The 22,171-nt window shown below is 67.6% G+C and carries 17 protein-coding genes and 2 pseudogenes; 11 read left to right on the top strand and 8 right to left on the bottom strand.

Annotation, left to right across the window (positions count from 1 at the left end; translation table 11 throughout):
• Positions 1-18: 18 nt before the first annotated feature.
• From DIE17_RS35150 to DIE17_RS35140, 3 genes are read right to left on the bottom strand one after another with little or no spacing between them, the layout of a single operon-like run.
• Positions 19-804, bottom strand: a complete 786-nt coding sequence (locus DIE17_RS35150; RefSeq protein WP_124921769.1) for an enoyl-CoA hydratase/isomerase family protein — start codon at positions 802-804, stop codon at positions 19-21.
• A gap of 19 nt (positions 805-823) precedes the next feature.
• Positions 824-2,431: a carboxyl transferase domain-containing protein gene (locus DIE17_RS35145; RefSeq protein ID WP_124488648.1), complete on the bottom strand. Its 1,608-nt coding sequence runs from the start codon at positions 2,429-2,431 to the stop codon at positions 824-826.
• Positions 2,432-2,462: 31 nt separating this feature from the next.
• Positions 2,463-3,644, bottom strand: a complete 1,182-nt coding sequence (locus DIE17_RS35140; RefSeq protein ID WP_124921768.1) for an isovaleryl-CoA dehydrogenase — start codon at positions 3,642-3,644, stop codon at positions 2,463-2,465.
• A gap of 171 nt (positions 3,645-3,815) precedes the next feature.
• Between DIE17_RS35140 and DIE17_RS35135 the strand changes: the two genes are divergently transcribed.
• Positions 3,816-4,562 (top strand): TetR/AcrR family transcriptional regulator, encoded by a 747-nt coding sequence (locus tag DIE17_RS35135; RefSeq protein WP_124921767.1) that lies wholly within the window; start codon positions 3,816-3,818, stop codon positions 4,560-4,562.
• A gap of 64 nt (positions 4,563-4,626) precedes the next feature.
• Here the strand turns inward: DIE17_RS35135 and DIE17_RS35130 are convergent, their stop codons facing one another.
• On the bottom strand, positions 4,627-5,115 hold the full coding sequence (locus DIE17_RS35130) for a MarR family winged helix-turn-helix transcriptional regulator (protein ID WP_044847436.1): 489 nt from the start codon (positions 5,113-5,115) through the stop codon (positions 4,627-4,629).
• Positions 5,116-5,313: 198 nt separating this feature from the next.
• On the opposite strand from DIE17_RS35130, the gene DIE17_RS35125 reads away from it, so the two are divergent.
• From DIE17_RS35125 to DIE17_RS35105, 5 genes are all read left to right on the top strand, one after another.
• Positions 5,314-6,393: an aromatic ring-hydroxylating dioxygenase subunit alpha gene (locus DIE17_RS35125; RefSeq protein WP_124529980.1), complete on the top strand. Its 1,080-nt coding sequence runs from the start codon at positions 5,314-5,316 to the stop codon at positions 6,391-6,393.
• Positions 6,390-7,355 (top strand): PDR/VanB family oxidoreductase, encoded by a 966-nt coding sequence (locus DIE17_RS35120; RefSeq protein WP_124921766.1) that lies wholly within the window; start codon positions 6,390-6,392, stop codon positions 7,353-7,355. Before DIE17_RS35125 ends, DIE17_RS35120 begins: the two co-directional genes overlap by 4 nt.
• Positions 7,356-7,403: 48 nt before the next feature.
• Entirely contained in the window at positions 7,404-8,465 is a 1,062-nt protein-coding gene (locus tag DIE17_RS35115; RefSeq protein WP_124921765.1) for an aromatic ring-hydroxylating dioxygenase subunit alpha, read from the top strand.
• A 156-nt stretch (positions 8,466-8,621) separates the two neighbouring features.
• Entirely contained in the window at positions 8,622-9,965 is a 1,344-nt protein-coding gene (locus tag DIE17_RS35110) for an MFS transporter (protein ID WP_124921764.1), read from the top strand.
• A gap of 102 nt (positions 9,966-10,067) precedes the next feature.
• Positions 10,068-11,159, top strand: a complete 1,092-nt coding sequence (locus DIE17_RS35105; protein ID WP_124921763.1) for a porin — start codon at positions 10,068-10,070, stop codon at positions 11,157-11,159.
• A gap of 21 nt (positions 11,160-11,180) precedes the next feature.
• Here DIE17_RS35105 and DIE17_RS35100 read toward each other — a convergent pair whose 3' ends face one another.
• The gene (locus DIE17_RS35100) at positions 11,181-11,627 is read right to left on the bottom strand and encodes a hypothetical protein (RefSeq protein ID WP_124488654.1); all 447 of its coding nucleotides are present in this window, start codon (positions 11,625-11,627) and stop codon (positions 11,181-11,183) included.
• Positions 11,628-12,050: 423 nt separating this feature from the next.
• Here DIE17_RS35100 and DIE17_RS35095 point away from each other — a divergent pair, with 423 nt between their 5' ends.
• Positions 12,051-14,237, top strand: coding sequence for a TonB-dependent siderophore receptor (locus DIE17_RS35095; protein WP_124529971.1), 2,187 nt, complete (start codon positions 12,051-12,053; stop codon positions 14,235-14,237).
• 69 nt (positions 14,238-14,306) lie between these two features.
• On the opposite strand, the gene DIE17_RS35090 is transcribed toward DIE17_RS35095, so the two are convergent.
• The 3 genes from DIE17_RS35090 to DIE17_RS35080 are packed head-to-tail and all read right to left on the bottom strand — an operon-like array spanning position 14,307 to position 17,329.
• Positions 14,307-15,338: a Zn-dependent oxidoreductase gene (locus DIE17_RS35090; RefSeq protein WP_124921762.1), complete on the bottom strand. Its 1,032-nt coding sequence runs from the start codon at positions 15,336-15,338 to the stop codon at positions 14,307-14,309.
• A 29-nt stretch (positions 15,339-15,367) separates the two neighbouring features.
• Entirely contained in the window at positions 15,368-16,576 is a 1,209-nt protein-coding gene (gene manD, locus DIE17_RS35085) for a D-mannonate dehydratase ManD (RefSeq protein ID WP_124488657.1), read from the bottom strand.
• Between the two features lie 21 nt (positions 16,577-16,597).
• The gene (locus tag DIE17_RS35080) at positions 16,598-17,329 is read right to left on the bottom strand and encodes a GntR family transcriptional regulator (RefSeq protein ID WP_124488658.1); all 732 of its coding nucleotides are present in this window, start codon (positions 17,327-17,329) and stop codon (positions 16,598-16,600) included.
• 157 nt (positions 17,330-17,486) lie between these two features.
• On the opposite strand from DIE17_RS35080, the gene DIE17_RS35075 reads away from it, so the two are divergent.
• From DIE17_RS35075 to DIE17_RS35060, 4 genes and pseudogenes are all read left to right on the top strand, one after another.
• Entirely contained in the window at positions 17,487-18,950 is a 1,464-nt protein-coding gene (locus tag DIE17_RS35075) for a mannitol dehydrogenase family protein (protein ID WP_124488659.1), read from the top strand.
• Positions 18,951-19,084: 134 nt separating this feature from the next.
• Entirely contained in the window at positions 19,085-20,380 is a 1,296-nt protein-coding gene (locus DIE17_RS35070) for an MFS transporter (RefSeq protein WP_124488660.1), read from the top strand.
• Between the two features lie 201 nt (positions 20,381-20,581).
• Positions 20,582-21,372: pseudogene (locus DIE17_RS38470) on the top strand (transcriptional initiation protein Tat).
• A gap of 8 nt (positions 21,373-21,380) precedes the next feature.
• Positions 21,381-21,662 (top strand): annotated as a pseudogene (locus tag DIE17_RS35060) (ABC transporter substrate-binding protein); the annotation flags it as partial.
• Between the last annotated feature and the right edge of the window lie 509 nt (positions 21,663-22,171).

Genomic DNA, 22,171 nt, shown 5'->3' with positions numbered 1-22,171 from the left:
AAAGTTAGGGGCACGCCGTCATTCACGCCACGAAGGCGTGCGTTTCTCGAGGAAGGACGCGATCCCTTCGCGCGCTTCCGCGCCGGCGCGGGTGCGCGCGATCCAGTCGGCCGTCTGCTCGATCAGCGTCGCGTCGAGCGGCCGGCCGGCCACGTCGGCGACGAGCCGCTTGCACGCCTGCACGGCGTCGGGGCCGTTCGCGACGAGCGTCGCGGCCAGCTTCGCGACCGTTTCGTCGAGCGCATCGGCCGGCACCGCGTCGTGAATGAAGCCGAGCGACGCGGCGCGCGCGCTGTCGAACACCTCGGCCGTCGTGAAGTAGCGGCGCGCCGCGCGCTCGCCCATCGCCCGCACGACGTACGGCGCGATCGTCGCGGGAATCAGCCCGAGCCGCGCTTCGGACAGGCAAAACTTCACGCCGTCGGCGGCGATCGCGATGTCGGCCGCCGCGACGAGACCCACGCCGCCCGCATACGCATCGCCGCGCACGCGCGCGATCACCGGCTTGCCGCAGCGATGGATCGCCTCGAGCATGCGCGCGAGCTTGCGCGCGTCGGCGCGGTTCTCGTCGTCCGAGTAACCGGCCATCTTCTTCATCCAGTTCAGGTCCGCGCCCGCGCAGAACGCCACGCCTTCCGCGGCGAGCACGATCGCACGCACGCCGGCGTGCGCGTCGAGCCATTCGAACGCGGTGGTCAGCTCGGCGATCGTCGTCTCGTTGAACGCGTTGCGCACGTCGGGCCGCGCGAGCGTGACGGTCGCCACGCGGCCGGCTTCGCTTACCTTGATCGTTTCGTATCGCATCGGTCAGCCCTCCCGGCCGTTACATGCGGAACACGCCGAAGCGCGTGTCGTCGATCGGCGCGTTCATCGACGCGGCGAGGCCGAGGCCCAGCACGTCGCGCGTCTGCGCGGGGTCGATCACGCCGTCGTCCCACAAGCGCGCACTCGCGTAGTACGGATGCCCCTGGCGCTCGTACTGGTCGCGGATCGGCTGCTTGAATGCCTCTTCGTCCTCGGCCGACCACGCGCCGCCCTTTGCCTCGATGCCGTCGCGGCGCACGGTCGCGAGCACCGACGCCGCCTGCTCGCCGCCCATCACCGAGATCCGCGCGTTCGGCCACATCCACAGGAAACGCGGGCCGAATGCGCGGCCGCACATCCCGTAGTTGCCGGCGCCGAACGAACCGCCGATGATCACGGTGAACTTCGGCACCTTCGCGTTCGACACGGCCGTCACCATCTTCGCGCCATGCCGCGCGATGCCTTCGTTCTCGTACTTGCGGCCGACCATGAAGCCCGTGATGTTCTGCAGGAACACGAGCGGAATCTTGCGCTGGCAGCACAGCTCGATGAAATGCGCGCCCTTCACGGCCGATTCGGAGAACAGGATGCCGTTGTTCGCGACGATCCCGACCGGATGGCCCCAGATGTGCGCGAAGCCCGTGACGAGCGTCGTGCCGAAGCGCGCCTTGAATTCATCGAACTCCGAATCATCGACGATGCGCGCGATCACCTCGCGCACGTCGAACGGCTTGCGCGTGTCGACCGGAATCACGCCGTACAGGCTCTTCGCGTCGTAGCGCGGGGGCTTCGGTTCGCGCAGCGCCACCGGCGACGCGATCTTCGGCGCGAGGTGACCGACGATGTTGCGCGCGATCGACAGCGCATGCGCGTCGTTCTGCGCGAGGTGGTCGGCCACGCCCGACAGGCGCGTGTGCACGTCGCCGCCGCCGAGATCCTCGGCGCTCACTTCCTCGCCGGTCGCGGCCTTCACGAGCGGCGGGCCGCCGAGGAAAATCGTGCCCTGGTTCTTCACGATGATCGACTCGTCGCTCATCGCCGGCACATACGCGCCGCCCGCCGTGCACGAGCCCATCACGACCGCGATCTGCGCGATCCCCGCGGCGGACATCGTCGCCTGGTTGAAGAAGATGCGGCCGAAGTGATCGCGATCGGGAAACACGTCGTCCTGGTTCGGCAGGTTCGCGCCGCCCGAATCGACGAGATACACGCACGGCAGCCGGTTTTCCGCGGCGATTTCCTGCGCGCGCACGTGCTTCTTCACGGTCATCGGGTAGTAGGTGCCGCCCTTGACCGTCGCGTCGTTGCACACGATCACGCACTCGCGGCCCGCGATCCGGCCGATCCCGGTGATCACGCCCGCGCCCGGCGCGTCGTCGTTGTACATGCCGTTCGCCGCGAGCTGCGATAGCTCGAGGAACGGCGCACCCGGATCGAGCAGTTGCGCGATGCGGTCGCGCGGCAGCAGCTTGCCGCGCGACAGGTGCTTGTCGCGCGCGGCCGGGCCGCCGCCTTGCGCGAGCTGTTCGATCTTCGCGCGCAGGTCGGCGACGACCGCCTCCAGCGCCGCGGCGTTCGCGCGGAATTCTTCCGAACGCGGGTTCAGTTTCGATTCGATGATCGGCATCGACGGGGCTCCGTTCGCGTGACGTGGGGCGTTACATCGTTTCCGCGAACAGCTCGCGGCCGATCAGCATCCGGCGGATCTCGCTCGTGCCGGCGCCGATCTCGTAGAGCTTCGCGTCGCGCCACAGGCGCCCGACCGGGTATTCGTTGATGTAGCCGTTGCCGCCGAGGATCTGGATCGCCTCGCCGGCCATCCACGTCGCCTTCTCGGCCGTGTAGAGGATCACGCCCGCGCAGTCCTTGCGCACCTGGCGGATGTGGTCGCTGCCCGCCGAGTCGAGATGGCGGCCGACCGCGTACAGGTACGCGCGGCACGCCTGGAACGTGGTGTACATGTCGGCGACCTTGCCCTGGATCAGCTGGAATTCGCCGATCGACTGGCCGAACTGCTTGCGGTCGTGGATATACGGCACCACCGCGTCGAGACACGCGGCCATGATGCCCGTCGGGCCGCCCGACAGCACCGCGCGTTCGTAGTCGAGGCCGCTCATCAGCACCTTCACGCCGCCGTTGAGCTGGCCGAGGATGTTCTCCTCCGGCACCTCGACGTCCTGGAACACGAGTTCGCCCGTGTGCGACCCGCGCATGCCGAGCTTGTCGAGCTTCTGCGCGACCGAGAAGCCCTTCATCCCCTTCTCGACGATGAATGCGGTGATGCCGCGCGGGCCGGCGTCGATGTCCGTCTTCGCGTAGACGACGAGCGTGTCACAGTCGGGGCCGTTGGTGATCCACATCTTCGTGCCGTTGAGCACGTAACGGTCGCCGCGCTTGTCCGCGCGCAGCTTCATGCTGACGACGTCGGAGCCCGCGTTCGGCTCGCTCATCGCGAGCGCGCCGATGTGTTCGCCCGACACGAGCTTCGGCAGGTACTTCTGCTTTTGCGCGTCGGTGCCGTTGCGGTGGATCTGGTTCACGCACAGGTTCGAGTGCGCGCCGTACGACAGGCCGATCGACGCCGATGCGCGCGAGATCTCCTCCATCGCGACCATGTGCGCGGTGTAGCCCATGTTCGCGCCGCCGTATTCCTCGGCCACCGTCATGCCGAGCACGCCGAGATCGCCGAACTTCTTCCACAGATCCATCGGAAACTGGTCGGTGTGGTCGACCTCCGCCGCGCGCGGCGTGATTTCCTTCGCCGCGAACGTCGCGACGGCGTCGCGCAGCATCTCGATGTCCTCACCGAGCATGAATTGCACACCGGGCAGGTTGATCATGTCTCCTCCGTCTCCAGAAAGTGGGTCGCACGCGCCGATTTCTGAGTTTCGCTCAAATCGGATCAATGCGTCGATTCATTAAGCCAATACAGCGGAAATTTTGCACAGTTTCGCGCCTCGTCCGGCTTGCCGTCAATAGTTTTTTGAGTGACACTCAGATATCATTGCGAGATGACAGCCGCTACCGCCGACACCATGACCGCCACCGCCAAAGCCGACCGCGCCGAGCCGTCGCGCGCACCCGCCGGGCGCAAGTCCCAGCAGCGCGTGCAGGACATCCTGCGCGCCGGCCGCGAAGTGTTCGCCGAAAAGGGCTACGAGCATGCGACGGCCGCCGAGATCGCGCAGCGCGTCGGCGTGTCGGAGGCGACGGTGTTCAGCTACTTCCGCGGCAAGCGCGAGCTGTGCGCGCGTGTGATCGCCGACTGGTATGACGAAATCATTGCCGCGTTCGAACTCGGGATGCCGCAGGACGCGCCGGTGCAACAGCAGTTCGCGTTCATCGTGCGCACGCACCTGCGGCTGATGCTCGTGAACGGGACGGGGTTGTGCGCACTGGTGCTGTCGGAGGGGCGTGCGAAGCAGCATGCGCTGAGCGACGAACTCACCGCGCTGCAGCGCCGCTACACGGCGCCGCTGATGGACGTGCTCGCGCGCGGCCAGGCGGCCGGGCAGGTGCGCCGCGACATGCCGCTGAGCCTGCTGCGCTCGATGGTGTTCGGGCCGATCGAGCACGTGCTGTGGGATGCGATCCTCGGGCACCGCAAGCTCGATACGGAAACGACGGCCACGCAGTTGATCGACATGCTGTGGGCGGCCGTGCAGCCGCCCGCGCCGGAGCAGGCGGCGCTGGTGCGCTTCAGGAACGAAGTCGCGGAAGCGGTGCGGCGGCTGGAGAGGGAAGCGTCACGCCCGTGACGCGGGCGGGCGGCGGGCGCGGCCGCCGTGCTGCGTCGCGATCGTTGCGCGCGGCTCGGAGCCGCTACGATTCCTCGCTCACCCGCAGCGGCGCGCGGCTCTGCTCGTTGTTCAGATGGACGAACTTGCGCAACAGGCGCATCAGTTCCTGCGAATCGTCCTCGCCCATGCCGTCGAACAGGCCGGCACGCAATTCCTTCACCGACGGAATCAGGTGCGTGAGCAGCTCGACGCCCGCCGGCGTCAGCAGCAGGCGCCGCTGACGCCGCGGCAGCACTTCGCGGACGATCAATCCTTTCGCCTCGAGCCGGACCGCGAGATCGGCAGTCGTCGACGTGTCAAGCGCCACCCGCTGCGCGAGCGTCACCTGATCGAGCCCCGGGCACTCGTAGAGCATCCGCAGGACCGCGTACTGCACCGGCGTCACGTCCCGGCCCAGCTTCTCGTAGAACATCGCGACTGCGATCTGGTGCGCGCGCCGGATCAGGTGCCCGGGCTCGTCGTACAGGTCGAGCGGGAAAACCGGCGTGTCGGCGGGATTCGTTTTTTCCATGAATGAGTCGATGACATAGGCGGCGCACGCCGTTGCGTGCGCCGACGGCATGGCGCTGCCTCGCGCCATTTCCCGGGAAAACCAGTATACCGCTCGCCTTGCTCCAGCCAATCTCAATGAGTACACTGAATCACATTCAGTACACGGAATGACGAGTTGCCGCGTACCGGCGGCACCGCCCTGAAGGAGACGAACAACGTGTTTCTCAAGAACGCTTGGTATGTGGCCTGCACGCCCGACGAGATCGACGGCAAGCCGCTGGGACGCAAGATTTGCAACGAATCGATGGTGTTCTACCGCGCGGCGGACGGCCAGGTCGCCGCGCTCGAGGATTTCTGCCCGCACCGCGGTGCGCCGCTGTCGCTGGGCTTCGTGCGTGACGGCGTGCTCGTGTGCGGCTATCACGGGCTCGAAATGGGCTGCAACGGCAAGACGGCCGGCATGCCGGGCCAGCGCGTCGGCGGCTTCCCGCCGATCCGCAGCTTTCCGGTGGTCGAACGGTACGGATTCGTGTGGGTCTGGCCGGGCGACGCGTCCGAAGCCGATCCCGCCAGGCTGCCCGCGCTGCAATGGGCCGAAGATCCGGCCTGGGCGCACGGCGGCGGCCTGTATCACATCCGTTGCGACTACCGGCTGATGATCGACAACCTGATGGACCTCACGCACGAGACCTACGTGCATGCGACGAGCATCGGCCAGAAGGAAATCGACGAAGCCGCGCCGAAGACCACCAGCAATGGCGACGAAGTCGTCACCAGCCGCTTCATGGAGAACGTGATGCCGCCGCCGTTCTGGCGGATGGCGCTGCGGGGCAACGGCCTTGCCGACGACGTGCCGGTCGACCGCTGGCAGATCTGCCGCTTCACGCCGCCGAGCCACGTGATGATCGAAGTGGGCGTCGCGCATGCGGGCCACGGCGGCTACGACGCGCCGGCGGAGCTGAAGGCGTCGTCGATCGTGGTCGACTTCATCACACCGGAGACGGACACCTCGATCTGGTACTTCTGGGGGATGGCGCGCAACTTCCGGCCCGACGATCACGCGCTGACCGCCGAGATCCGCGAAGGCCAGGGCAAGATCTTCGCCGAGGACCTCGAGATGCTCGAGCGCCAGCAGCTCAACCTCGAGCAGTGGCCGGAGCGCAAGCTGCTCAAGCTCAACATCGACGCCGGCGGCGTGCTGTCGCGCAAGGTGATCGAGCGGCTGCTCGCCGAGGAAAATGCGGCGAGCCCGCAGCGGCCCGTGATTCCGGTCGCGCAGATCAAGGAGGCGTCATGAGCGCCGCGACGCTGACGGTTCGCGTGGCCCGCAAGTGGCAGGAAGCGCGCGACATCTGCGGCTTCGAATTCGTCAGCGACGACGGTTCGCCCCTGCCGCGCTTCGACGCCGGCGCCCATATCGACGTGCATCTGCCGGGCGGGCTCGTGCGCCAGTACTCGCTGTGCAACCACCCGAAGCACGGCGATCGCTACCAGATCGCGGTGCTGCGCGATGCCGAGGGCCGCGGCGGGTCGCGCGCGATTCACGACGAAGTCCGGCAAGGCGATACCGTGCGGATCGGCATGCCGCGCAATCAATTCCCGCTCGCGCCCGACGCCCCGCACCACCTGTTGCTCGCCGGCGGAATCGGCGTCACGCCGATCCTCAGCATGGCCGAACGGCTGTTCTCGTCCGGCCTGCCGTTCGACATGCACTACTGCGCGCGTTCGACCGATCGCATGGCCTTCGTCGAGCGGATCAACGCCGCCGGGTTCCATGACCGCGTCCGCTTCCACGTCGACGACGGCGCCCCCGCGCAACGCTTCGACCTCGCCGCGGTGCTCGCCGCCGCGCCGGACGGCACGCACCTGTACGTATGCGGCCCGCGCGGGTTCATGGATGCGGTGCTGAACGCCGCGCGCGAGCGCAACTGGGCCGAAGCGCGGCTGCACTACGAGTTCTTCGGCGGCGCGGTCGAGTCGTCCGGCGCGGATCGCGCGTTCCAGGTCCGGATCGCGAGCAGCGGCAAGGTGATCGACGTGCCGGCCGAATGCACGGTCATCGCGGCGCTGGCGGCCAACGGCATCGACGTGCTGACGTCGTGCGAACAAGGCGTATGCGGCACCTGCATGACGCGCGTGCTCGAAGGCGAGCCCGATCATCGCGATTCGTATCTGACGGAAGCGGAACAAGCGGCCGGCGACCAGTTCATGCCGTGCTGCTCCCGATCGCGAAGCGACCTGCTGGTCCTCGATCTGTAGACGGACCGCCCGATACGCGGCGGCCAACCACAATACTGGAGACGATCAATGGAACGACCTGCCCAGGCACCCATCAGTACTACTCAATTCCCGGTCGACCGATGGTGGGTCGCCGCGCTGTCATCCGAACTGACGGACCGCCCCGTCGCCCGCACGCTGCTCGGCCGTCCGGTCGTGCTGTTCCGGTTGCCGTCCGGGGAAGTCGGCGCGCTGGAGGATCGCTGCTGCCACAAGTCGCTGCCGCTGTCGTGCGGCTCGCTCGAGGCGCGCGGCCTGCGCTGCGGCTATCACGGGCTGCTGTTCGACCGCGGCGGCACCTGCGTGGAGATTCCCGGCCAGGAACGCATTCCGGCGAAGGCATGCGTGGCGTCGTATCCGGTGCGGGAGCAGGACGCGATCGTATGGATCTGGATCGGCGCCGACGCGCACGCCCAACCGACCTGCGCGCCGCCGCGCTATGCGTTCCACACGGATCCGCAATACCGGTTCGGCGGCGGCCACTACCATTACGACGCGCCGTATCAGCTGATTCACGACAACCTGATGGACCTGAGCCACCTCGGCTACGTTCATCTGAAAACGATCGGCGGTAACGCGCCGCTGCATATGGGCGCGGAAACCCGCGTCAGCAGCGAAGGCGACACGGTGACGCTGGTCCGCCGGATGCCGGCGTCCGACCCGCCGCCGACCTACACGGCCGCGTGGCCGTTCGCGGGCCGCGTCGACCGCTGGCAGGAAATCGAATTCCACGTGTCGCATATCCGGATCTGGACCGGCGCGATGGACGCAGGCACCGGCGACCTTCACGACCCGGCGCGCGGCGGTTTTCACATGCGCGGCTTCCACGGCATCACGCCCGAGACGGAAACGACGACGCACTACTTCTGGACCGTCGCGACCAATCCGCAACACGACGTCGAACGCATCGCGCAAACCGTCATCGAGCAATCCGCGGCGACGTTCGACGAAGACAAGACCGTGATCGAAGCGCAATACCGGAATCAGTTGCGGTTTCCGGACTGCCGCCAGATCGACATTCATGTCGACGCGGGCCCCAATCGCGCGCGGCGCGTGATCGAGCGGCTGCTGCTGCAGCCCGACCCCGCGTAACCCTCGCCCCGGCGCGCGAACGACGCGAGCCGGCCGCGACGGGCGTTCCCCGGGTTGCCCGTCAACCCACGCATTCGCTTTCGTCCCATTCGCCGCTGCCGGCTTCGATTTCATCCCATTCGATTAGTCATACTATTTTTATCAAGGATCTTTGACGTGAGCGAAAATATCCGCAATACGATCGACGCGTCCCCGATGAGCGCGTTCCAGACGATGGCGGTCACGGCCTGCGTCGTGCTGAACATGCTCGACGGCTTCGACGTGCTGGCCATCGCGTTTGCCGCGCCGCACCTGGCGGCCGAGTGGAAACTGAGCGGCAAGGAAATCGGCCTGCTGCTGAGCGCCGGGCTGGCCGGCATGGGGATCGGCTCGGTGCTGATCGCCCCGCTGGCCGACCGCGTCGGCCGCCGCCGCATCATCCTGCTCTGCCTCGCCGTGATCTCGACCGGCATGCTGGCCTGTGCGGCCACGCACAGCACGTTGCAACTCGCCGTCGCACGTGCCTATACGGGGCTCGGCATCGGCGGGATGCTCGCAAGCCTGACCGTCATCAGCGGCGAATACGCATCGAACAAATGGCGCAGCGCCGCGATCGGCATGCAGTCGACCGGCTACGCGATCGGCGCCACCGCCGGCGGCGTTCTCGCCGGTTACCTGCTGTCGGTATGGGGATGGCGCAGCGTGTTCGCGTTCGGCGGCATCCTGACCTTGATGGCGATCCCGATGGTGCTCGCACTGCTGCCGGAATCGCTCGACTTCCTGCTGGCGCGACGTCCGGACGACGCGCTGCAGAAGATCAACCGCATCCTCGCGAGAATGAAGCGCGCGCCGATCGATGCGCTGCCGGCCGCGAGCGCATCCATCGACACGGCGAGCCCCGCGTCGAGCTGGACGGCCGTGCTGCGCGCGCCGCTCACGCGTCGCACGATCGCGCTGTGGGTCGCGTTCTTCCTCGTGATGGGCAGCTTCTATTTCGTCGTGAGCTGGACGCCGAAGCTGCTGGTCCAGGCCGGCCTGTCGGCCTCGCAGGGTGTGACCGGCGGCGTGCTGCTCAACCTCGGCGGCATCGCGGGCGCGTCGTTGTTCAGCCTGCTGTCGACCCGGTTCGGCCTTCGCAGCCTGCTGGGCGCGACGCTGTTGCTGGGCGGCGCACTGATGGTCGCGTTCGGCGCGAACACCGGCTCGCTCGGCACCGGGATGATCGTCGCGGTGTTCCTCGGCGCCGTGATCAACGCGTGCGTGGCCGGCATGTACGCGCTGTCGCCAACGCCCTATCCCGCCGAGATCCGCACGACCGGCATCGGTCTCGCGGTCGGCATCGGCCGCCTCGGCGCGATCCTGTCGCCAATGACGGTCGGCGCGCTGCTGGACGACGGCTGGTCCGTGCCCCATCTCTATTTCGCGTTCCTCGTGCCGATGGCCGGCGCGGCGATCGCCGTCGCCGTGGCGGGCGCGCATGTCGCGGCGCCGCACCGGCAACGCGATCCGGCGATCTCGTAACACGCGACACCCGCAGTCCTGCCGATACCCGTCGGCATCCCGGGCAGGTCCGGGGCAATAAAAAAATCGATAAGTACATCTACATACTGTTTGGAGACAGCCATGAAAACGAAACTGGGCGTCGCACTCGCGACGGCGATGGCGCTGGCCGGACCGGCCTGTGCGCAAAGCAGCGTCACGCTGTACGGGATCATCGATACCGGCGTGTCCTACTACAACAACGCCGCGCGCGGCGGATCGTTCACCGGGATGCCGACGCTGACCGGCGAAGTGCCGTCACGCTGGGGCCTGAGAGGCACGGAGGATCTCGGCGGCGGCTACCAGGCCTTCTTCGTGCTCGAAAACGGCTTCCAGCCGGGCACCGGCGCGCTGAACTACGGCGGGCGCCTGTTCGGGCGGCAGGCCAACGTGGGCGTAAACAGCCCGTTCGGCGCGCTGACCCTCGGCCGTCAGATGAACATGTCGATGATCGTGCTGACCAATGCCGACGTGATCGGCCCGTCGATTCATTCGATGGCGGATTTCGACTCGTATCTGCCGAACGCGCGCAGCGACAATGCGATCGGCTACAAGGGCACGTTCCACGGCGTGACGCTCGGCGCGACCTACAGCTTCGGCCGCGACGCGGCCGGGCCGGCGGGGCCGGCGGCGACGGGCTGCGCCGGACAGGTGCCCGGCGACATCGTCGCGTGCCGCCAATACACGGCGATGCTCGCGTATGACGCGAGCAATTTCGGGCTGGCCGCGTCGCACGACGTGATGCGCGGCGGCGGCGGCGCGCTCGCGCCGCTGAACAATCCGGCCTACACCGACACGCGCGACATCGTCGCGGGCTACGTGAAGATCGGCCCCGCGAAACTCGGCGCAGGGTGGATCCGCCGCAACCTCGCGGCGGCCGAACATCTGCAAGCCGACATCGTGTTCGCGGGCGGCACGTACTACGCGACGCCCTACCTCGCGCTCGACCTGCAGGGCGTGCGCTACCTGCAACGCCGCGAAAACAAGGAAGGCACGAACGCGACGCTGGTCGTCGGGCGCGCAAACTATTTCCTGTCGAAGCGGACGACCGTGTATACGTCGGTGGGCTACATGTTCAACAGCGCGCTGGCCGCGAACGCGGTCGCGGCCGGCGGGACGGTCGGCACCGGGATGAATCAGCTCGGCGTGATGGCCGGCATCCAGCAGAAGTTCTGAACGCCGGACACCGCACCTCGATCAATCGGCGAGCCGGCAATGCGACAGCTTCAGCCCGGGCAGCACCGGCGCGTCGATATAACCTTCGTTCACGCAGCTGAAGCGGAAATTCGCGGACGCCGTGAACGGCTTGATCTCGCCGCCCGGGAATTTCGGTTTCAACGCGGCCTGGTCGGCCGCGTCGAAATGCGTGTCGAACTGCTCGCCGTCGGCCGTCAACGCACCGAAGTACGTGCCGCCCGGGTCGCTGCCCATCCGCATCACCGCGCCGACGAACGCGAGGCGCCTGCCGTCGTATTTCGTCTTCGCGGCGGCCATGTCCTGCGTGTAGGCCTCGATCACGGTGGCGTAGTGCGCGTCGATCGCGGGCTCGGCGGCCGGCGCAGCGTAGCCGCTCTGGGGAACGCCCGCCAGCATCGCGCAGGCAGCCAGCGCGGCCGTCATGAACGGCGCGGAACTCTTTTTCATTGGGTGGTCTCCCGTCAAGCGTGGTGGTTGAAGTAATCGATCGCGGCGCTTCGCCGGCTGCCCGGCGAAACACCAGGGAATGACGTGCGGCCGTTGCGTCAATCGTTCGAATCGTGGAACACGGCTGCAATCACTTCAGCACCCGCGTGGTCGGCTGCGGTGCGCGACGTCGCGCGGCACGCGACGTGACAGGAAGATGACATGGTGCGGCCCCCGGCTCTCATTGAATTTCACTGCGTCTGTTTTTGGGCGCTACGGTAGCAGACGGCCGGCGGCCCGGCAATCACGATGCCCGGTCCGAATCGGCCTCTTTACAATTGCAAACGATTCTCATTACGTATATCATGCACATCCTCCGCGCGACGCAGTAAAGGCGCTGCGGCCCGCGTCATCGTCCTTAGCACTCCGTCCATTCATCGATTCATGCCATCCCGCCGAACGCCCCACCGCGCCCGGACGCTTCGTCCGTGGCGCGCGAGCCTGCCTGCCCTGATCACGCTTTGCGTCGCAAGCGGCGCGCATGCGGATGCCGAACCTGCCGCCACGGCTTCGGCGGCCACGCCCTCGCCCTCGTCGACGCCCGCGCGCCCCGAACGCGAACTGCCGACGATCAGCGTCAGCGCATCGTCAGCAGTCGATCCGACCGTCGGCTACCAGCCGCGCACGAGCAGCGTCGCCGGCGGCGACGATCGCCCGCTCAGGGAGATTCCGCAATCGGTCGCCGTGGTCAGCAGCAGCGTGATGCAGGACCAGCAGGCGCGCTCGCTCGACGACGTGCTCGGCAACATCAGCGGCGTCACGCAGACCAACACGCTCGGCGGCACGCGCGATGCGTTCATCAAGCGCGGCTTCGGCTCGAACAACGACGGCTCCGTGCTCGTCGACGGCGTGCGCACGCCGGTGCTGCACAGCTACCTCGCGACGATCGACCGCGTCGAAGTGCTGAAGGGCCCGGCTTCGCTGCTGTACGGGATGCAGGACCCGGGCGGCGTGATCAACCTCGTCACGCGCAAGCCGGAGGACACGTTCGGCGGCTCGATCTCGGCCTCGCGCACGAGCCACGGCGGCAGCAGCGCGCAGTTCGACCTGACCGGCCCGCTCGGCAAGCCGGGCCAGGTCGCGGGCGGCACGCTCGCATTCCGGCTCACCGGCGAATACGACACGAGCCGCTACTGGCGCAGCTTCGGCCGCGAGCGCAATGCGCTGATCGCGCCCGCGCTGTCGTGGCACGACGCGAACACGTCGATCGACGTCAGCTACCAGTACGCCGACTACACGATGCCGTTCGATCGCGGCACGGTGCTCGTGAACGGCCGCCCCGACGATGCGCTGCGCTATCGCCGCTACGAGGAAGCGTGGGCGCAAAGCAGCGGCATCCAGGAAACGCTGCGCGCGCGCGTCGAACACCGCTTCTCCGACGCATGGCGCGTGCGCGCGACCTACGGCTGGGGCCGCGACCGCTACGATCAATACATCGCCCGCGCGACCGCCTTCAACAGCACGACCGGCGCGCTGTCGCGCTCGTCCGACGCGAACCTCGGACGCAACGACTCCGACCAGATCGCGACGCTCGGCCTGCTCGGCAACCTGACGCTCGCGGGGATGAGCCACGCGCTCTATGTCGGCGGCGAATACGAGCGGCAGCGCAGCTTCCGCGGTGACACGATCCGCGGCACCGCGACGAAGGGCTTCGATCTCTACGATCCCGTCTACGGCCTGCTCGCGCCCGGCGGCACGGTGAGCGCGAAGCAGAGCGATTCGCTCTCGAAGGTCCACACGTACTCGATGATCGTGCAGGACTCGGTGAAGATCACCGACCGGCTCACCGCGGTCGGCGGGCTGCGCTGGGAGGACTGGCAGCAGGAATCGGGAATGGGGCGGCCGTTCGTGTTCGCCGACCGCTCGCACGGCAACGTGTGGCTGCCGCAGTTCGGGCTCGCGTATGCGCTCACGCCGTCGCTGACCGCGTATGCGAACGTGAGCCGTTCGTTCAAGCCGAACGTCGCGTCCAACGTGGCCGCGCCGCTCGCGCCGGAATTCGGCCGCGTGCTGGAAGCCGGCCTGAAGTTCAGCCTGAAGCCGGGCATCACCGGCACGCTCGCGGCCTATCAGATCGACAAGCGCAACGTCGCGGTCACGGTCAACGACATCACGTCGACGATCGGCACCGCGCGCTCGCGCGGCATCGAACTCGACGTCGCGGGGCAGCTCACGCGGCACCTGAGCCTGATCGGCAGCTATGCGTACACGAACGCGAACGACCGCGACAGCAACACGCCGCTCGTCAACGTCGCACGCCACACCGGCAGCCTGTTCGCGGTGTACGACACGGCGATCGCGAACCTCCCGGGGCGCTGGCGCTTCGGCGGCGGCGCGCGGCTCGTCGGCGCACGGCCCGGCGACACCGCGAACAGCTTCACGCTGCCCGGCTACGTGACCGTCGATGCGTTCGCGGCCTACGAAACGACGATCGGCAAGTTCCCGACGCGCATCCAGCTCAACGTGAAGAACCTGCTCGACAAGACCTACTACCCGTCGAGCAACAGCAACCTGATCGTCGCGGTCGGCGAGCCGCGGCTCGTCACGCTGACGACGACGGTGTCGTTCTGACGCATCTTTGCGCCGGGTGGCCGGGGCTGGGGCCGTGCCACGCGCCCCCGCCGGCGACACGAGCCGATCTCACCCGCCCGCGAAATCGAGCAGGATCTTGCAGCTTTTCTCGGGATTGCGCTCGGCCATCTCGAACGCCTGCGCGACGTCGCGAAAGCCCACCTTGTGCGTAACGATGTGCTCCGGCTGGATCAGCCCGCGAGCAATCCAGTCGATCACCTGCGGGAACATCGCGCAGTTCAGCCGCGATGCCGCGAGCGTCAACTCCTTCTTCGTCAGCTCCGCCTGCACGATCGCCGACGGTTCCGACGAAAACCCGAGCACGCCGATCCGGCCGGCCGGCGCGGCGATCCGCACGGCCTCCTCGAGAATCGACGGATGGCAGACCGCATCGAAGATCAGCGTCGGGCCGCCGTCGACGCCGCGCTTTTCCAGCGCGTCGGGCAACGACTCGACGCTCGTGTCGATGATTTCGTCCTCGGCCGCGCCGCACTTGCGCGCGAGCTGAAGCCGTGCATCGAGCCGGTCGGTAATGAATGCGCGAATGCCGTACACGCGCTTGAGCACCTGCAGGATCGTCAGCCCGACCGTGCCGGCGCCATAGATCAACGCGACGTCGCCCGGCAGCACGCCGGTGCGCGACGTCGCGTTCGCGGCCACCGCGAACGGCTCGACGATCGCCGCGCAGGGTTCGGCGATCGCGTCCGGAATCCGGTACGCATTGCCGGCCGGCACACACGTGTACTGGCTGAAGCCGCCGTCGCGATGCACGCCGAGCACGGTCAGGTGCCGGCAGACGTTGCGCCGGCCGATCGTGCACGCGTGGCAATGCCCGCAGCTGATCACCGGATCGACCGCGACGGTCTCGCCGAGCCGCGCGGCGTCGACGCCCGCGCCGACCGACTCGATCGTGCCGACGAACTCGTGGCCGATGATACGCGGATACGACACGAACGGATTCTTGCCGTGAAAGATGTGCAGGTCCGACCCGCAGATGCCCGCATAGCGCACCTTCACGCGCACTTCGCCGGCTGCGGGTACGGGCAGCGGCACTTCGCGCACGCCCATGCTGTTCGGACGATCGACAACGACGCTCAACATTTCGGTTCTCTCCTTCCGGTCTTCGGCGCTTACCAGTTCCACATCGATCCGTCGCGCAACCGGGCGACCGGCAGGTACGCGCGCTCGTACGGGTATTTCGCGGCCAGTGTCTCGTCGATGTCGACGCCGAGGCCCGGCACGTCGTCCATCACGAGATAGCCGTCCTCGAAGCGGTAGCTGTGCGGAAACACTTCGTCGGTCAGCGCGCTGTGCGGCATCAGTTCCTGGATGCCGAAGTTCGGCGCCCACAGCCCGAAGTTCACGGCCGCCGCCATGCAGACGGGCGACAGGTCGGTCGCGCCGTGGAAACCGGTGCGCACCTGGTACATCGCCGCGTAGTCGGCGATGCGCCGTACGTGCGTGATGCCGCCAGCGTGCACGATGGTCGCGCGGATGTAGTCGATCAGCTGGTCGCGGATCAGGTCCTTGCAATCCCAGATCGAGTTGAATACCTCGCCGACCGCGAGCGGCGTCGTCGTGTGCTGGCGAATCAGGCGGAACGCGTCCTGGTTCTCCGCGGGTGTCGCGTCCTCGAGCCAGAGCAGGCGATACGGCTCGAGATCGCGGCCGAGCCGCGCGGCTTCGATCGGCGTGAGCCGGTGATGTGCGTCGTGGAGCAGGTGCGGCGCATCGCCGACCGCGTCGCGCACCTTGCGGAACAGTTCCGGCGTGTGGCGCAGGTAGAGCGCGGTGTCCCACGGCTCCTCGGGCGGCAGCCCCTTCTCGGCGGGCTCGTACGCGCCGGCCGTCTTGCCGACGCCGTACACCTTGTCGAGCCCCGGCACACCGGACTGCACGCGGATCGCGCGGTAGCCGGCGTCGATGTGCGCGCGCACCGCGTCGACCGCTTCCTCGTGATCGCGCCCGTTCGCGTGGCCGTATACCATCAGGCCGTCGCGGCTCTTGCCGCCGAGCAACTGATAGACGGGCATGCCCGCGAGCTTGCCCAGGATGTCCCACAGCGCCATGTCGATCGCGGCGATCGCCGCCATTGTCACGGGCCCGCGCCGCCAGTACGCGCCGCGATATAGGTATTGCCAGATGTCCTCGATGTTGCGCGGGTCGCGTCCGACGAGGCACGGAAACACGTGGTCTTCCAGGTACGCGCGCACCGCGAGCTCACGCCCGTTGAGCGTCGCGTCGCCCAGGCCGTAGACGCCTTCGTCGGTCACGATCTTCACCGTCACGAAATTCCGGCCCGGACACGTGACGATGGTCTGCAAGCGTTCGATTTTCACTGCGCTCCTCCAGCGGGCGTTTCAGTCGACAAAGTAATGGGGCGCGCGGCTGCGCACTTCCGGCAGATGCGAGCCGATCCGGTCGACGTGCGACGCGACCGATGCGCCGAGCAGCGCCATGTTGCGCGACGCGATGTGCGCAAGGATCTGTTCGTGTTCCTGCAGCGCGCGGCGCGCGTGATCCTCGACGCGGTCGAGCAGCAGCCAGCGCACACGGTCGAACTGGCGCTTCATCGGCTGCAGCATTTCCCACACGTGCGGCCGACCCGCGAACGCGAACATCCGGCCGTGCATTGCCTCGTCGAGATCGAAGAACGCTTCGACGTCGCCCGCGGCCACCGCCTCGCGCTGCGCGTCGATGATCCGCGACAGCTCCGCGAGCTGCGCCGGCGTGATCTTCTGCGCGAGCTCGACATGGTTCGCGCATTCGAGCGTGCTGCGCGCGAAGCGCCCTTCCTCGAGGATCGACACCGGAATCGGCGCGACCAGCGTGCCGACCTTCCGGATGATCTGCACGAGCCGCTCGTCGGCGAGCTGCGCGAACGCTTCGCGCACCGGCGTGCGGCTGACCTTGATCGTCGTGGAGATCACCGCCTCCGACAGCGCGGTGCGCGGCGGCAGCGCACCGCGCACGATCGCGTGGCGCAGCAGCGCATGCACCTGCTCCGTATACGACCGGCTCTCGTCCAGCGAGAACCCCTGCAACGCCGTGACCACGACGTCCGCTTCTTCCAGTGCTGCCGTTTCGCTCATGGTTGCGATGGATCCGACTTGATATCGATGCCTACCATGGTACATAAGCAGTCGATTTCAGGCGATCTAGCGTTTACACCGATAACTTCGCGCTAAAACTCGAAATAACCTGCACGCATTCCATCATCTACCATGGTACAAACCGTTGCCGACCGTCATGCTATCTGCCCCCGATTTTCTGCGCACTGCGCCGCCCGGCACGGGCCGTCCCGGTTATGACCGGCAGGCGGTTCGCACGGGTATCGTCCATCTCGGCCTCGGCGCGTTCCATCGCGCGCACCAGGCGCTGCATACGGAGACGGTGCTCGAACAGGGCGACCTGCGCTGGGGCATCGTCGGCGTCGAACTGCGGCGGCGGCATACCGTCGACCTGCTCGCCGCGCAGGATCACCTGTATACGGTGATCGAACGCGATGGCCAAGGCGCGCGCGCGCGCATCGTCGGTGCGGTGCACGACGCGCTGTTCGCGCCCGAATCGCTGCCCGCGCTACTGGCGCTGATCGCCGATCCGGCCGTGTCGATCGTCAGCCTGACCGTCACCGAGAAAGGCTATTGCCGCCGCCCCGGCGGCGGTCTCGATACCGACGATCCTGCGATCCGGCAAGATCTCGCGACGCCCGGCACGCCGCGCACCGCGCTCGGCGTGATCGCGGCCGGCCTGCGCCTGCGGCCGGCCCATGCGCCGCTGACCGTCGTCTGCTGCGACAACATGACATCGAACGGCGACACGCTGCGCGCGCTGCTGATCGACTACGCGGAACGCATCGACGGCGCGCTCGCGCGGCGCATCCGCGACGACGTCGCGTTCCCGAACAGCATGGTCGACCGGATCGTGCCGGCCGCGACGCCCGAATCTCTCGACTGGGCGCACGCCCATCTCGGCGCGCGCGATGCGGCTGCGATCGTCTGCGAGCCGTTCTCGCAATGGGTGATCGAGGATCGCTTCGCCGGCCCGCGCCCGCGCTGGGAAGACGCCGGCGCGCACCTCGTCGGCGACGTGCGGCCCTACGAAACGATGAAGCTGCGGCTGCTGAACGGCTCGCATTCGGCGATCGCGTATGCGGGACAGTTGCGCGGCCGCGCGACGGTGTCCGACGCGATGGCCGATCCGGCGATCGCGGCGCTCGTCGACGGCGTGATGACGCGCGACCTGCTCGCGACCGTCGACGTGCCGTCCGGCTATGACGCGCACGGCTATTGCGCGACGCTCGTGCAGCGCTTCCGCAATCCGACTCTCGCGCATCGCACCGAACAGATCGCGATGGACGGCACGCAGAAGGTGCCGCTGCGCTGGCTTCCCGCGCTCGCCGAAAGCGCGCGGGCCGGCGTCGAGCGGCCCTATCTGGAACGCGCGCTCGCGCTCTGGCTGCACTACCTCGCCAACGCGCGCGACGAATCGGGCCGCGCGCTCGCGGTCAGCGATCCGGGCGCGGCCGCACTCGGCGCGGCGCTGTCGGCAGCCGGCGATGCCACCCGCGCGGTTCGGGCTGCCCTCGGCAGCCTCGCGCTCGCCGGTTCGGCGGCATGGCCCGATGCAGTGATCACGCGCATCGGTGCCCATCTCGCGACGCTTCGCGCGAGCGGCACCGATGGGCTGCTCGCACCGTTGTACGCGCGCTGAACGACCGCTTACCCCGGTTCGCGGGACTCCTGATCGAACCGCGCAGTGCCCTGCCCGCCGACGCACATGCCGACGCGGCAAACGATCGACAAGACAACCATGACAGCCGGCCCACCGGCACGAAGGAGACGGACATGAAGCAGAAGTCGCAGGCGTGGTTCACGGTATTCCTGCTGTTCCTCGTGTATGGCATCAACTATCTCGACCGCGTCGCGCTGTCGATCGTCGCGCCGATCGTGCAGACCGATCTCGGCATCGACGCCGCGCAGATGGGCCTCGTCTTCAGCACGTTCTTCATCGGCTACGCGCTGTTCAATTTCATCGGCGGGCTCGCGTCCGACCGGCTCGGGCCGAAGCTCGTATACGTGCTGTCGGTCGGGCTGTGGTCAGTGTTCTGCGGAATGACCGCGCTCACCGTCGGCTTCGTGAGCCTGCTGATCGTGCGGCTGCTGTTCGGCATGGCCGAAGGGCCGCTGTGCTCGGCCGCGAACAAGATGGTCAACAACTGGCTGCCGCGCGACGCCGCCGCGACCGCGATGGGCCTGCTCAGCGCCGGCTCGCCGCTCGGCGGCGCGATCGCCGGGCCGATCGTCGGCCTGCTGGCCGCGCAGTTCGGCTGGCGACCGGCGTTCTGGATCGTATGTGCGATCGGGCTCGTGTGGGTCGTCGTGTGGATGATGTCGACCTCGGACCGTCCGGCCACGCCGGTCGGCGGCGCAGCGGGTGCGCCCGCAGCGACACCCGCCGCTGCGCCCCCCCACGCAGGTGCCGCCGCCGGCCCCGCAACGCCCGCACACACGCTGTCGCACTACGTGCGCCAGCCGCGCATCCTCGCGACGGCCGCCGCGTTCTTCAGCTACAACTACGTGCTGTTCTTCTTCTTGAGCTGGTTCCCGAGCTACCTCGTGCGTGCGCACCATCTGAACATCAAGGAGATGAGCGTCGCCACCGTCGTGCCCTGGCTCGTCGGCACGGTCGGCCTCGCGTGCGGCGGCGCGATCTCGGATGCGCTGTACCGGCTCACCGGCAACCTGCTGCTGTCGCGCCGGATCGTGCTCGTCACCTGCCTGCTCGGCGCCGGCGCGTGCGTGGCCGTCGCGGGCGCCGTGCAGTCGACGCAAGGCGCGGTCGCGCTGATGTCCGTGTCGCTGTTCTTCCTGTACGTGACGGGTGCGATCTATTGGGCGATCGTGCAGGACGTCGTGCACCCGGCGCGCGTCGGCGGCGTCAGCGGCTTCCTGCATTGCATGGGCAGCCTGTCGGGCGTGATCGGGCCGGCGGTGACCGGCTTCATCGTCGAGCGCAGCGGCTCGTTCGCGTCCGCGTTCGTGCTGGCCGGCGCGATCGCACTCGCGGGCGCGGTGCTGGCCGGCGTGTTCGTGCGCAACGCACGGCCGTCGGAAGTGCTGCGCGAACGCACCGCACACTGACCTTTCAAGGCTGACGAAGGCCGCGCGGCGCCGCATGAGTCAGCACCGCGCGGCCTTGTCGTTTCATCCAATCATCGCACCCTCGAATATCTCCCATCCGATATCGCGATTTCCGCTGTCGATCGCGCGCCTCTAGACTGGCTACGCGATGGCGACGCTGCGCAGCGGCACGCCCCCACGAAAACGATATGGGAGAGTTCGATGTCCGACCGGGATGCGCGCCGCGGCGCGCTCAAGACACTCGGCCTCGCGGCCGCCACGGCGCTGCTCGGCGCCGCGCGCACCGCTCAGGCTGCGACGCCCGAATCCGGCGCGCTGCTGGCCGGCGGCGCGACGCGCCTCGCCGACCTCACCCGCCGCCTCGCGGCCACGCCGAGACGACGCGACTTCAAGACGGTGCCGATGATCGTCGAGCGCCCCGATCAATGGGATCACGCGGCGCTCATGGAAGTGATCGGCTATCGCGGCGGCCCGAAGCAGGTATGGGACAACACCGAGCTCGCGGCCCGTGGCTGAACCTGATGCGCAATGCGCTGAACGCGCAGGTCTGGGGATTCGGTCATCCGGACTTCCTCGTCGTGTCGGCCACGCACGGCGCCGCGCATCTCGCGCTGTTCGACCCGGCCGCGTGGGACAAATACGGCCTCGCGACATTCGCCGGCGCCGCGTTCGCGACCAACACGCTGCTCGCCGCGGAACCCGCGCAGTCGAAAGACGCGCAGGATCACGAACTACCTGATGGCGCGTTCTCGTCGCACGACAACAGCATCGCCGCGCTGCAGCAGCGCGGCGTCGTGTTCCTGGCATGCCACAACGCGATCTGGGAGCTCGCGGAACGGCTCGACCGCGCGAATGCAAATCCGGACAAGCTCCCGCTCGACGCGCTCGCCGCCGACCTGACCAACCACGTGATTCCGTCGGCGATCGTCACGCCGGGCGTGGTCGGTACGCTGCCCGAGCTGCAGCACGCCGGTTTCACTTACGCGAAGTGAGGCGCCCGATGACATCGATCCGCACGCGTTCTCCGTGGCGACGCCGGTGGCTCACGGCGCTGTCCGCCACGCTGGCCGCGCTCTGCTGCACGTCGGCGCTGTCGCTCGCTGCCCCGGCCGATGCTTCAAACAGCGTCTTTCCGCCGTGGCAGGACGGCCGCAACAACGACGCGACGAACCGCGGCCTCGAATTCACGGTGCCGCAGGTCGACGTGCTCGCCGATTTCCACGGCGACCTCACCGCGCCGAAGCTCGTGCTGTACGTCGGCGGCAACTACTTCTTCGTTATACAGACAGGTTAAAGACCATAGATTGAAGTCTGTAGCTCACCCGCACATAAGCAGGTATGGACGTTCACCCCGGAATCGGAAGCGTATGGACGTCGGCCGCGAGCGCATGTCTTTGTGACAGACGAGTAACGGCGGTCCCGGCCCAGCCTACGAGCGTTAGGCAACAGATCCGAATCGACCGACAGCAACCCTCTCGGGTTTTCCATTCCTCTTTTTACAGATAGGGGCGAGTTGCCAAAGCCGGCGCGTCAGACGTTCGAGTGTGTGCAACTGTGGTACCGCCCGCAGGGCGGCTGTCCACACCCTTGTGGTGTGGGCAGCAGAGTTGTGCATACAGGGACCTTGCAGTGCACCGTCATCATGACAACGGCCATTGTTACAGATGATGCTGCTCGTTCTCGAGGAGCGCACTCAATCGGTCAAAACTTCTGCTGTTGGGCGCAAAGTAATAATGAGCCACTTCGCGCGAAGTAAATCTGAGCCACCTTTCAGTACAGTCAGCCTTTTGC

Origin of the sequence: Burkholderia sp. Bp9099, from assembly GCF_003857805.1 — a bacterium.
In the GTDB taxonomy this organism is placed as follows: domain Bacteria; phylum Pseudomonadota; class Gammaproteobacteria; order Burkholderiales; family Burkholderiaceae; genus Burkholderia.
The sequence above is the reverse complement of the archived record's forward strand: the minus strand, read 5'-3'. Positions and strand labels throughout refer to the sequence as shown.

What these genes read in the sequence shown, in the direction of transcription:
- DIE17_RS35145 (WP_124488648.1), bottom strand. Translation starts at nt 2,431, where the DNA reads ATGCCGATCATCGAATCGAAACTGAACCCGCGTTCGGAAGAATTCCGC.
- DIE17_RS35070 (WP_124488660.1), top strand. Translation starts at nt 19,085, where the DNA reads ATGAAGCAGAAGTCGCAGGCGTGGTTCACGGTATTCCTGCTGTTCCTC.
- DIE17_RS35135 (WP_124921767.1), top strand. Translation starts at nt 3,816, where the DNA reads ATGACAGCCGCTACCGCCGACACCATGACCGCCACCGCCAAAGCCGAC.
- DIE17_RS35140 (WP_124921768.1), bottom strand. Translation starts at nt 3,644, where the DNA reads ATGATCAACCTGCCCGGTGTGCAATTCATGCTCGGTGAGGACATCGAG.
- DIE17_RS35090 (WP_124921762.1), bottom strand. Translation starts at nt 15,338, where the DNA reads ATGTTGAGCGTCGTTGTCGATCGTCCGAACAGCATGGGCGTGCGCGAA.
- DIE17_RS35115 (WP_124921765.1), top strand. Translation starts at nt 7,404, where the DNA reads ATGGAACGACCTGCCCAGGCACCCATCAGTACTACTCAATTCCCGGTC.
- DIE17_RS35080 (WP_124488658.1), bottom strand. Translation starts at nt 17,329, where the DNA reads ATGAGCGAAACGGCAGCACTGGAAGAAGCGGACGTCGTGGTCACGGCG.
- DIE17_RS35120 (WP_124921766.1), top strand. Translation starts at nt 6,390, where the DNA reads ATGAGCGCCGCGACGCTGACGGTTCGCGTGGCCCGCAAGTGGCAGGAA.
- DIE17_RS35130 (WP_044847436.1), bottom strand. Translation starts at nt 5,115, where the DNA reads ATGGAAAAAACGAATCCCGCCGACACGCCGGTTTTCCCGCTCGACCTG.
- DIE17_RS35100 (WP_124488654.1), bottom strand. Translation starts at nt 11,627, where the DNA reads ATGAAAAAGAGTTCCGCGCCGTTCATGACGGCCGCGCTGGCTGCCTGC.
- DIE17_RS35150 (WP_124921769.1), bottom strand. Translation starts at nt 804, where the DNA reads ATGCGATACGAAACGATCAAGGTAAGCGAAGCCGGCCGCGTGGCGACC.
- DIE17_RS35095 (WP_124529971.1), top strand. Translation starts at nt 12,051, where the DNA reads ATGCCATCCCGCCGAACGCCCCACCGCGCCCGGACGCTTCGTCCGTGG.
- DIE17_RS35075 (WP_124488659.1), top strand. Translation starts at nt 17,487, where the DNA reads ATGCTATCTGCCCCCGATTTTCTGCGCACTGCGCCGCCCGGCACGGGC.
- DIE17_RS35105 (WP_124921763.1), top strand. Translation starts at nt 10,068, where the DNA reads ATGAAAACGAAACTGGGCGTCGCACTCGCGACGGCGATGGCGCTGGCC.